Annotated in this window: 10 protein-coding genes; 5 read left to right on the top strand and 5 right to left on the bottom strand. The window is 22.9% G+C overall.

The features are described from left to right. Position 1: 1 nt before the first annotated feature. The 5 genes from ileS to KQ877_RS04100 all read left to right on the top strand — a co-directional run bounded on the left by ileS (position 2) and on the right by KQ877_RS04100 (position 6,823). On the top strand, positions 2 to 2,662 hold the full coding sequence (ileS, locus tag KQ877_RS00825; RefSeq protein ID WP_216535745.1) for an isoleucine--tRNA ligase: 2,661 nt from the start codon (positions 2 to 4) through the stop codon (positions 2,660 to 2,662). Continuing rightward, positions 2,649 to 3,296, top strand: coding sequence for a signal peptidase II (locus KQ877_RS00830; RefSeq protein ID WP_216535746.1), 648 nt, complete (start codon positions 2,649 to 2,651; stop codon positions 3,294 to 3,296). The genes ileS and KQ877_RS00830 overlap by 14 nt, the downstream gene beginning before the upstream one ends. Positions 3,297 to 3,347: 51 nt before the next feature. Continuing rightward, a complete protein-coding gene (gene efp / locus KQ877_RS00835) occupies positions 3,348 to 3,911 on the top strand; it encodes an elongation factor P (RefSeq protein ID WP_216488811.1) in 564 nt (187 codons plus the stop codon). Positions 3,912 to 3,914: 3 nt separating this feature from the next. Then, complete coding sequence (locus tag KQ877_RS00840) at positions 3,915 to 4,220, top strand: MMB_0454 family protein (RefSeq protein WP_216488809.1); 306 nt, start codon at positions 3,915 to 3,917, stop codon at positions 4,218 to 4,220. Positions 4,221 to 4,372: 152 nt separating this feature from the next. Further along, a complete protein-coding gene (locus tag KQ877_RS04100) occupies positions 4,373 to 6,823 on the top strand; it encodes an amino acid permease (RefSeq protein ID WP_216535747.1) in 2,451 nt (816 codons plus the stop codon). 43 nt (positions 6,824 to 6,866) lie between these two features. Here KQ877_RS04100 and KQ877_RS00850 read toward each other — a convergent pair whose 3' ends face one another. From KQ877_RS00850 to KQ877_RS00870, 5 genes are all read right to left on the bottom strand, one after another. Beyond that, entirely contained in the window at positions 6,867 to 7,736 is an 870-nt protein-coding gene (locus KQ877_RS00850) for an ArdC family protein (protein ID WP_216535748.1), read from the bottom strand. Next, the gene (locus tag KQ877_RS00855; protein WP_216535749.1) at positions 7,711 to 7,947 is read right to left on the bottom strand and encodes a hypothetical protein; all 237 of its coding nucleotides are present in this window, start codon (positions 7,945 to 7,947) and stop codon (positions 7,711 to 7,713) included. Before KQ877_RS00855 ends, KQ877_RS00850 begins: the two co-directional genes overlap by 26 nt. After that, complete coding sequence (locus KQ877_RS00860) at positions 7,940 to 9,868, bottom strand: hypothetical protein (protein WP_216535750.1); 1,929 nt, start codon at positions 9,866 to 9,868, stop codon at positions 7,940 to 7,942. The genes KQ877_RS00855 and KQ877_RS00860 overlap by 8 nt, the downstream gene beginning before the upstream one ends. A 92-nt stretch (positions 9,869 to 9,960) precedes the next feature. Continuing rightward, positions 9,961 to 11,505, bottom strand: coding sequence for a methionine--tRNA ligase (gene metG, locus KQ877_RS00865; protein WP_216535751.1), 1,545 nt, complete (start codon positions 11,503 to 11,505; stop codon positions 9,961 to 9,963). A 1-nt stretch (position 11,506) separates the two neighbouring features. Then, on the bottom strand, positions 11,507 to 12,289 hold the full coding sequence (locus KQ877_RS00870; protein WP_216535752.1) for a tRNA1(Val) (adenine(37)-N6)-methyltransferase: 783 nt from the start codon (positions 12,287 to 12,289) through the stop codon (positions 11,507 to 11,509). Positions 12,290 to 12,308: the final 19 nt, after the last annotated feature.

Raw genomic sequence — 12,308 nt, forward strand, 5'->3', positions numbered from 1 at the left:
AATGACAATAGATTATAAAAATACATTATTAATGCCAAATACTGACTTTTCAATGAAAGCTGATTTAGCAAATAAAGAAATTGAATATCACAAAAATTGACAAGAAATTAACCTATATAAACAAATCTTAAAAAACAATGAAAATAATCAAAGTTTTATATTGCATGATGGACCCCCATATGCAAACGGAAGTATTCATGTTGGTCATGCTTTAAACAAAATTTTAAAAGATATCATTATAAGACAAAAATCAATGCTTGGTTTTTATACTCCGTTTGTTGCTGGTTGAGATACTCACGGTTTACCAATTGAACACAAAATGTTACAAATCGCAAAGAAAAACCAACATGATTTTAAAGTTGTTGAATTAAGAGAGGCTTGTGCTAATTATGCATTAAGTCAAGTTGAATTACAAAAAGAAGAATTTAAAAAATTATCACTTTTAACAGATTTTAGTGACATCTATGTGACATTAGATAAAAAAATGGAAGCTAACCAACTAAGACTTTTAAAAGAGATGATAAAAAAAGGTTTAATTTACAAAGACTTTAAACCAATTTACTGATCACCATCATCACAATCAGCACTTGCAGAAGCAGAAGTAGAATATGCAGATCATATTTCACCTTCAATGTATGTTGCTTTTAAAGTTGTAAATGGTAATGAATTTGTTAAAAAAGATGATTATATTGTAATATGAACAACAACTCCTTGAACTCTAATTGCAAATAGTGGAGTTGCAATAAATGCAGAATTCGATTATGTGTTAGTTGCAAATAACAACAAAAATTACGTAGTTGCAAAAGAATTATTAGAAGATCTTGTTACATTATTTAAATGAGAAGATTACAAAATATTAAACACATTTAAAGGTGAAAAATTAATTAATATTCAATATGAATCACCAATAAATAAATTAATTGCCCCAGTAGTAGAAGGACACCATGTTGCTTTAGAAAGTGGAACTGGTTTAGTTCATATGGCACCATTATTTGGTGAAGATGACTTTTTAATTGGTAAAAAACACAATTTAGAAATGATTATGCACGTTGAAGATGACGGAAAATTAAATCATTTTGCAGGTGAATATGAAAACTTATTTTATGAAGATGCAAATATTCATGTTGGACAATATTTAGTTTCACAAAATCTACAACTTGCATTCAAAAAAATAAAACACTCATACCCACACGACTGAAGAACACACTTACCAATAATTTATCGTGCAACCCCACAATGATTTGTTAGTTTAAAACCTATTAAAGAAGATATTTTAAAAGCTATTGATGAAGTAAAAACTTTTAATGAATGATCTAAGAAAAGATTACATTTAATGCTTGAAGCACGTCAAAGTTGAACAATTAGTAGACAAAGATCATGAGGTGTACCTATTACAATTTTTTATGATAAAAATAAAGAACCTGTAATAAATGATGAAATTTTAGATTATGTAATTGATTTAGTTGAAAAACATGGGACAGATATTTGATATAAATCTGAAGTAGATCAACTATTACCTGAAAAATATCGTAATTTAGGTTATGCAAAAGAAAATGACATTATGGACGTTTGATTTGACTCAGGTTCAACTTCAATTGGTCTTAAACCAGGTGGAATTGAAGCTCCATTTGATTTATACTTAGAAGGAAGTGACCAATACAGAGGATGATTTAATTCTTCAATGATTAATTCAGTTGCTTGAAGAAATACAAGTCCATACAAAAGCTTATTAAGTCACGGTTTTGTTCTTGATGGTAAAGGACAAAAAATGTCGAAATCAAAAGGTAATGTTGTTAAACCATTAGATATTGTTTCAAAATATGGAGCAGATATTTTAAGATTATGAGTTGCAAACAGTGAATACACAAGTGACGTTACAATTGATGATAAAATCATGCAACAAAACATTGAAATTTATCGTAAATTAAGAAATACATTTAAGTTTATGTTAGGTGCTATTAGTGATTTTGAATACGAAAAAGTAGAATTAGAAGGAATTCATCTTTTAATAGCTAATAGATTAGCAAAATTAAAAAATAAAATTATTGAAGATTACAACAATTATCGTTTTATAAACGTAATAAAAGATATAAATAATTTTGTAATTGATTTAAGTAGTTACTACATTTCAATTTCAAAAGACTCTTTATATGCTGATGCAAAAGATAGCAAAGAAAGAAAACAAATCCAATTTAACTTATATGAAATAACACATACATTAATGATTGCACTTGCGCCTATTTTACCAACAACAAGTGAAGAGATTTATAAATTCTTCCCATTAAAAAATAAAAAACAATCAGTGCATTTAGAAGAGTTTTTCAAAGAAGCAAATTTTGATGAAACAATAGAAAATAACTGAAAAGAATTTTTTGAATTAAAAGATTTAGTTTACAAACAAATTGAATTATCTATTCAAAATCAAGAAATTAAAAGACAAAATGAAACTTTTGTGACAATAAATTCTGATTCTGAATTTATAAAATCACTTGATTTAGTAAAGTTATTAATGGTAGCAAAAATAGATTTTGGTCCTAAAACAAAAGTAATGAAATTACAAGACTCACAAAAATGTCTAAGATGCTGAAACCATTTTGAAAAATCGCAAATGTTTGAAGATGTTTGTTTAAGATGTAAAGCAGTTTTAGATGAAATGAATTAAAAACATTAACAAAGAAGAAATTAAAAATAAAATAAAAACACATTTTAAACAAAATAAAAAGAAAATTATTATTAATATCATAACTTTTGTAATATTTTTTGCTATTTTACTAGCTCTTGATTTAATTATTAAACAAGTATTTTATATTCATGGTGAAAATATTAATTACGGCGATAAACGAGTTGTGGACTGAAAAATTATTGCTTTCGGATCATATTTACATGAAGGAACAACATTATTTGGACAAAAATTACCAAATCCAGTCTTACATATTTTTAGTTTTGTTGTTTTTATTTTAAGTATTAGTGGATGTCTATTTATAAAAAACAAAAAACATTTTCCAATAGTTTTTGCATTAGCGGCTGTTAGCGCTGGAACTTTTGGGAATATGATTGATAGAATGGTATTTCTAGGTGTAAGAGATATAATTTTTATTCCTTGAGGTCGAAATTGACTTCCTGGTGGAATATTTAATTTTGCCGATGTACAAATCACTCTTGGAGCAATATTTACAATTGTTTATATTATAATAATGACAATAATTACTTTTTATAATGACAAAAAACAACAAAATATCACAAGCATTGAAAATAATAAGGAAAATATTGATTTTAATCAAGAAAATAAGGAATAATAATATAAAATTTAATTATAACTTTGATAATTTTAATTAAGGAGAATATATATGATAAATGTTAATGAATTTAAACCTGGTATAACTTTTGAAATGGATGGAAATATTTATGTTGTTTTAGAATCACAACACTCAAAACAAGGGCGTGGACAAGCAACAGTTAAAGCTAAAGTTAAAGATTTACGTTCAGGTTCAACAACAATTAAATCTTGAACAGGTGGAGATAAAGTTAAACCTGCAAGAATTGAAAAAACTTCAATGAACTTTTTATACTCAGATGGAGAAAATATCATTTTAATGGATCAAAACACTTTTGAACAAGTTGAAATTGCTATTAATAAAATTGAATGAGAAATGAACTTTTTAGTGCCATCTACAAACGTTTTAGTAAGAAAATATGAACAAGAAATTTTAGATATTGAACTTGCTCCAAACGTTGAATTAAAAGTTATTGAAGCTCCAGAAGCAGTTAAAGGAAACACAACCAATAATCCACAAAAAAAAGTTACAACTGAAACAGGATTTGTTTTAGAAACACCTATGTTTATAAAAGAAGGTGAAGTTATTTTAGTTTCAACCGAAACAGGTAAATACGTAGGAAGAGCTAATAAATAATAAATGAATAATTTTATCAAAGTAAATTCAAAAATGAATATGTCTTACTATATACACCAAGATGTTTTAGTTGACACAATAAAAAAAATATTTTTGTTTTTAGAAAATACTCAATTAGTTGATGATGTTAATTTACAAATTGAAAAACCAAAAAATAACATTTCTTATTTAATAAAATATAAAATAAGAAAAAATAGTGATTTTGTTTTCGAAACAAAAAACTTATTATTTCTAATTGAACAAAAAATTTTTAGTTTATTAAACACAAAACCCACAAATATTACATTAAAATTTTGTGGAGAGTTCTAGCATAGATTACATCTATGCTTTTTTTATACAAAAAATTGAAAAAATAAAAAAATACTAAAAAAATAATGAAAAAAACGTTTTTTTCATTATTTTGTTACAAAAGTTTATAAAATAAATATACAAATATTAATTAAATTAAAAAAGGAGAGGAAATGACAAAAAAATTTAGCGAAAAAAGTTTTGTTTTTTATGGAATTAATTTTATTGTTGGTTTTGGTTTTATTGCAACTATTCAAAGTGTTATCAAAACCGGTAATTATAGCTTATTAATTTTCGCAATAACATCTTTTATTGCAGCCGGTATTATGTTAGCTTTTGCGCGTGGAACTCAATATTTTGGAAATCAAGTAGGTGGTTCTTATGCATATGCAAAAGAAGCTTTTACTAAAAGTAAATGGTTTTGATTTTTAAATGGTTGAAATCAATTTATGCAAGCACCTTTATTTTCTGCAACTTCACCCTTGTTTTTTTCATCAATAGCAAGTTTATTTGTCGAAAATGAACAATATCAGTTTTTATTATTGATAGTTTCTTTAGTATTTTTTATTACATTAACTATCATTTCATCATTTAGTTTGCATGTTTCTAAAAAATTTATTTTAGGAAGTGCAATTATTAAATGAATTATTTTTGGACTTATTTTAGGGGTAATAATTTATTTAGTATCAACACAGCCTACCCCTCATCTTTTTGTTAAAAATAGTTCAATTCAAAAAATAACCCCATTTATTATTGTTAACTCTATTCTAAGTTTTATTTATGCTTATGGTGGAATAGAAGGTTTAGCAGGACTATCAACAAGTGTAAAAACTAAAAATTTTAAAAAGATATTATTTTATCTTTTTGGTTTTGTGATATTTATTTACTTAGTTTTCTTTTTATTATTTTCATTTATTCCATCATTTCAAACATGACAAGGTGATTATGTTGCAACAATAATGAAAAATGTATTGGGAACAACTGGTTTAATACTTTTTGCAATTGGTCTTTTATTTAGACAAATGACATCATCTATATTTTCTATGGTTTATTATGCAAAAACAGTAGTTCCTTTAGCATTAGATGGATTTTTACCAGCTTCACTTGCAAAAGTAGCAAAAAACGGTCAACATAAAAATGCAATTAAGTTTGTAACTCTTATAAGTATTTTAGCAATGATAATTTTCACAATATTACCTAAATTATTAAATATAAGTGATTCTTTTACAACTATTTTATTATCTGGTAATTTAGTATTTTTTGTTATTTACTTAATAACTTTAGTATCTATTTTACATATTTCATTTAAAAGAAAAGAATTTAAAATACCTATTTGAGAAAAGATAATTTACATGATAACTACTTCACTAATAATAGCGATTATTTTAATTACACTTTTCCCTCCTATTGTTAATGAATCATACCAACCTTCACAATTATTAGTGATATTAAGTTATATTTCACTTATGGTTTTAGGATTTGTAACTTGATTTGTATATGTACTTATTAAAAAAATAAATCCAATACATAGATACACAACTAACTATACAAAACTCACACAAAATAAAAAGACTTCATTAGAAGAATTAGAAAAAAGCGGAATAAAAAAAGTTGTTGAAACCTTGTTTATAAATACATTTAAAACACAAAATAGATTTATATTATTAACTAATCAAAGCGAATCTTTTAGAGATTTAATAATTCGTTCACTTGCTTCTGTTTTAAATTTCAATAACAAAAAAAATGAATTACCTTTACATACTGTTTATAAACTAAATACAGAAAAATTAGCATTTACAAAAGATAAAAAAATTATGAATATTTTCTATAAAATGTTTTTTAGTTATCAAAATAAAAATTCTAACTTTATTTTATTTATAGAAAATATAAATTTATTAAATCAAGATGTTTTAGATATTTTAGAAAGAGTAAAAAATCATACCAATATAAAAATTATTGCAACTTCTCAAAATGAAATACTTGATTCAAAATACCAAAAAATATTTCACACAGTTTCTATTAATGATTTAACTAATGATCAAAAAATAGCAATTACATTACATGCAAAAAATAAAATTCTTTTACAACATAATTTAATAATGGATAAAGAAGCAGAAAAATTATTAATAAAAATGATAAAAGATGGAATGTATATTAGTGATATTTTAAATCAAATTGATACAGTAGCAGCATATATACAAACTCAAAATAATCAATTATCTGTACATATAGACTCACTAAATAAAGAAAAAAATAAATTACAAAATCAAAAAATTAAATTACAAAATACAAATAATTCTAAAGAGGTTAATGATATAGATAAACAAATTGAAAATACTGAACAAAAAATTAATGAATTTAAAAATACTATTTTAGACGAAAAAACTATTGTTAATAAATTTATCTCTTATTTAAAGACAAAAAACTTATACAAACAAAAAATAAAAGATTACAAAGAAAATGGTAATATATCAGCTGCATTTATATTAGAAAACGAAATAATTGTTGAAATAGAAAAAGAAATTAATAAATTACTAAAAATTATAGAAAATTTAAAATTTTATGATGCAATCATAACAAAAGAAAAATTTACAAAAATAAACAAAAACATAACTATTGGATAGTTATGTTCAATCCTAAGGATTACACAGATATTTCTGTGTTTTTTTATAATTTTTCTTTAATTTGTTTTGCAATTAAAACAACATTCTTTAAAAATAACTCTTTTTCAGAATCACTTAATTTCTTTAAAATGCTTTGAACAAAGTGAAAATCATATTCAAAATTATTTAATTCAATAGATTCTAAAATTAAAAATGAAATCATATTTTCTTCTAAAGTTGTATTTTCTAAAACTTTTTTGTACCCATCATATCTTAGAATAATTCTAATTAATATTTTCAATAAACTAAGAGATAATAGATTGTCATAATAATTTATAAAAATTTCTTTTGTTTCATAATTAATTTTTTCATTATTTGTATCAGATTTTGTTATTTGAACATTGAATTTAAGTTTTTCTAAGTATTTTATTAAAGTTTTTTCTAAACTATCATAAGAATATTGTTTATGAGTTTTTCTTTTAATTTCTGTTAATTGATTATCACCAAAAACAGGAATCAATGATACTATTTTCTTTTTAAAAGTTGAACCTATACCGTTTCTAATTTGATCTTTTGTTTCATCATCTGCATTTTCTCATTCAAGTGGCTGATTTTCATTGTCTTTTACAATAAAAGTTTTTTCTTTGTATCCTATTATATATGCAGCTTTTTCGCCTTTTTTTATTTGAACACCGCGTTTTTTTCATTGATTAAAAGTTAAAAATTTATTAGCTTCTTTGTTTTGTTTAAATAAAAGTCATTGATTTGCTACATCATAAGGAAGAAATTTACTAAGTAATTTTAAATTTGCAATGACATTTTCAGTTGAAGCAAAAAAATTATTGTTTTGTTTTTTTATATATTCTAATCTTTCTAATAAATTTGCATTTAATTTCATATTTTCAAGATTAGAAATAGTAATATACTGGTACAAGATTACTCTCCTTTGTTTCGTTATTTCATTTATATGTGTTACCGTCTTTTGTTTTTAGTTCACCATTATTTGAAGAAGCTACTTTAACCGTTCCTATTATGTTTCCGATTGCCCCAAATGCAAGTGGCAATATAGTACTTAAAAAACCAATAAAACTTCCACCTTCTAATTCAATTGCTTTATCATATTCCATTTCTTTAAAATTATCCATTTGTTCTATCTAGTCTTTTCTTAAGAGTTGTATCTTCAAATTCTTTTAATGGTTTGAATAGATTGTTATTAGCATCTTGAATAATGATGTTGTATGCTTTTATGTGTTCATTTAATTTATCTTTAAAATATTTTCCTCTATTTATATTCGGTGAATCTTTTATAGTTATATAAACATTTTTTAATATTTCATACATATTGTTTAGCTTTTCTTTTTCTAAACCTGTTTGGTTGTGAATTTCATTATCAAAATCTTCATCTGTTTTACTTAATAAGTTGTTTATATTTATATTGTTATATACGCTTTTAAATAAATATTTAGCTTCTTCATTTGTAAAAAATAGCCCTTTATCGTTTCAAATATCTGAAAAATGATTAATATTTTCAATAATTAATTGAATTATTTTTATTTTTTCATTTACTATTTCTTTTGCATAAGAATGTTTTGAATTTAAATATAAATTGTTAATAAGATCGTTTTCTTGGCTTAGTTTTTTTACTTGTTCACCTAGATTTTCATTTTCTTTTTCTAATGAAGAAACTCTACTTGTTAAAAATGTTATATTTTGCTTATTTTTTTCTATTTCTGCAATAAATGAAGTTCTTTGATTATTTAAATTATTTATATTTTCTTCTAAATTCATTTTTTGAGCATTTAGACTCAAAATATCAGATTTTAATTTATTTATTTCATTATTTTTTATTTCAATTTCGCTATTTAATTTTTCAATTTGCGAAATATTTGCAATTTTATCTAACTCAAGCTCTTTAATATTTTCTTGATATTCTTTAACTAAATTTTCTAAATTTAAGATATCAGAATTTTTATTTTCTATTAAAACTAATAGATTTTGATAATCATTATTTTTATTTTCTAATTCTAATTTCAATTCTTTTATATTATTTTTTAAATTTTCATTTATTTCATTTAAATTTTGTATATTTTGTTCAAGTAACGCAATTTGTTCACGATTTTTTTCTAAAATTGTGTTATTTATTTCTATTTGTTTTTTTAGTGATTCCATTTCATTTCTTAAATTTAAAACAGTTACATTTAATTCATTTAATTTATTTATATTAGCATTATTTAATTCAGAATATTTAGTCAAAATATTTTCAAAATGATCATTTAAATTGTAAATATAATTTAATACATCATTATGAAATGTTGCTATTACATTTCCATTTTCTAATAAATTTTCAAAACTATCACTTTCATCAATAAAATTTAAAAAATTAGTATATGCATCTTTTAATTCAAGATACCTAGAATCGTTTTTATAATTAAATTCCATTAAAGAATCATTTACTAAATAATTTGCATTTTTTAAATAAAAATCTTTTAAATTATCTATACTTATTTGATAATTATTAGCAACATCAATAAAACTATTTTTGATTTTATTTAATTCAATATTTTTTAATTCCAATGCTTGTTTTTCGTAATTAATTTTTTCATTTTCACTTGATAATTCATTATTTTTTAGTGTTAACACACCATTAGCTTTATTTTTATTATCAATTTCAGTTTTTAATAAAGTATTGGCATCAGTCATTTTAGAGTTTTGTGTCTTTAAATAAATGTTTTCTTGTATTTTGGAATTTACATCGTTTTTAAGTGATAAATTTTCAGTTTTATAAGCGTTGTTAGAAATTAATAATTTTTTATTTTGATCTTTTATTTTTAAATTATCAATTACAAGTAATTTATTTTCATCAATTTTTGTTTTAATGATTAAATTTTTGTCTTTTATATTGTTTGATTTCACATAATTCATTTTTGTTAATATCAAACTTGGAATAGTTATAGCAGCAGAGGTTAATAAAATTAAACCTAGTATTAGGAATTTTTTATTATTTCTATTGCTTTTATTTTTTTTAACTTTGATAAAGTCAAAATGTTTATCTTTTGTATTTTGCATTTTCTCCTTTCACTATTAAAAGTAAAAAAGATTGCAAAAAAATAAAAAAAGATGTTTTTTAAACAAAAATAAATTTTGTTTGTTTACATCTTTTATTTTATTCTATTAAATAATATCTCTTTTACATCAATTGGTTTTTTATCAAACTTTGTTTTTATATTTATTAATTCAAAATTTAATTCATTTATACTTAAAAACTCAGCAATTTTTTGCATATTATTTGGTAATACAACGCTCAACATAACAGTTGTGGCATAAATTCCGTTTAATAATGTATTTAAAACCACATTTAGTCTTGGTAAATTATCTTTTAATTTTCAGGGAGTTGTTTTATCTATGTATAAATTTAGAGATTTTGATAAATTAATTGCTTCTTTTAAAGCTTTATCTATTTCAAAGTTATCAAAATAGTTTTTATAATTTTGAAAGTGTTTGTCAATATCTTTATAAACTTCTAAATCAACTTCTTCTAAATTATTTTGATCATAAAAAGTTCCGTTATCAAAACTTTGATTAATCATTGCTGAAGTTCTGTTAACTAAATTACCAAAATTATTTGCTAAATCAGCATTTAAACAATTTTTAAAAGCAAGTTCATCATAAATACCATCATTATGAATTGAAAGTTGTGACATAAAAAAGTATTTAGTTTGTTCAGCTCCGTATGTATCAATTAATTTATAAGGATCAATTACATTTCCTTTTGATTTTGACATTTTACCTTCATTTGTAATAATTCAACCATGACTTAATATTTTAGTAGGTAAATTAATGTCTAAACTTTTTAGAAAAATAGGTCAATAAATACAGTGGAATCTAGTGATTTCTTTTCCGACAACATGAACTCTTTCAGTTCCATTTATTCAAAATTTTTGATATAAACTATCATCTTCTTGTAAATAATTTAAAGCAGTTAAATAATTAAATAAAGCATCTAATCATACATAAATTACGTGTTTAAATTTAGATTCAAAAGCAACTTGAATACCTCAATCAAAACTTATTCTTGTTATACTTAAATCTTCAAGTCCTTTATTTATAAAATTATTTAAAAGTTCATTTTTTACTTTTGAAGAACTAATAAAATTATCATTATTTTCATAAAATTCTTTTATTCATTTATTGAATTTTTGCATGTTAAAAAAGTAAGTTTCTTCAGATATTTCAACCAATTCGTGTCCACTTGTTGGGTGATAGTATTTATTATCTTTTTCAATTGCTTGTGTCTTAGTTAAGTATTCTTCATCACTTATTGAGTATAAACCTGAGTATTCTCCTAAATAAATAAAACCTTTTTCAATCATTTTGTCAAATATTTTTTGAATAGTTACAACATGATTTGATGAAGTGGTTCTACTGAAAAAATCATAGTGTAAATCTGCTTTTTTTCAAAGATCTTTAAATTGCTCAGTAGCTAAGTCAACAAATTTTTGAGGTTCAATATTTTGTGAATTTGCTGCTTTTTGAATTTTTTGTCCATGTTCATCAATACCTGTGACTAAGTAACAATCATAATTATTTAATTTTTTAAAATTGTATAAGGTATTTGCAATTGTTGTTGTATAAAAATGTCCTATATGTAATTTACCATTTGGATAATATATAGGTGTTGAAATATAAAATGTTTTCTTTGCCATACTATTCCTTTATCTTAATTGGTTTATATAATTTTTTGACTTTTTGAGTGTATGTGTGATTATTTTTATTTTGAGGGTGTAAATAAATATTTTCTAAAAAATGAGTACCTCAACCAGTGTTAAATCTAGCTTCTACTAAACAAAATTTTGCAATGTCATTAGTTCTTGGATATACTAATTGGATTCTTTTAGGTTCAAAATTATATTTTCGCATCAATGTTATACAGTCTACATATCTACTAATAGGTAACACTAAAGCCAAATATCCTTTTTGTTCTATTATTTTGCTGCTTGCACTGATTAATTTCTCTAAATTTAAAGTGATTTCATGAGTTGCAATTTCTTTAAAATTGTTTGTATTTTTTCTTTTAATGTTATTTAATTGATTGTAATAAGGTGGATTTGCAACGATGAGTTGATATTTTTTAAAACTTCCATTACCTATTTTTTGACAAATGTTTTTTGCATAATCATTAAAATCAGCATGAATTATATTAATTTTATCTTCAAGGTTATTCATTTTTACATTGAAATTAGCAAGTTCGCATGCTTCTTTTTGAATTTCTACTGCATCAATGTGAATTTTTGTTGCTCTTTGAGCAATAAAAATACTCAAAGCAGCATTATTAGTACCAACTTCTAAAATATGATTTATTTTACGATTTAAACTACAAAAATTACCAAGTAAAATAGTGTCAACTGAATAACTAAACATTTCTTTATCTTGATAAATTTCTAAACCATCTTGATAGCCTAAATTATTTTTAACTCAACTAGATTTCATGAGTAAATTATAACAAAAA

Source organism: Mycoplasma zalophi, assembly GCF_018914005.1.
Taxonomy (GTDB): Bacteria; Bacillota_I; Bacilli_A; order Mycoplasmatales; family Metamycoplasmataceae; genus Metamycoplasma; species Metamycoplasma zalophi_A.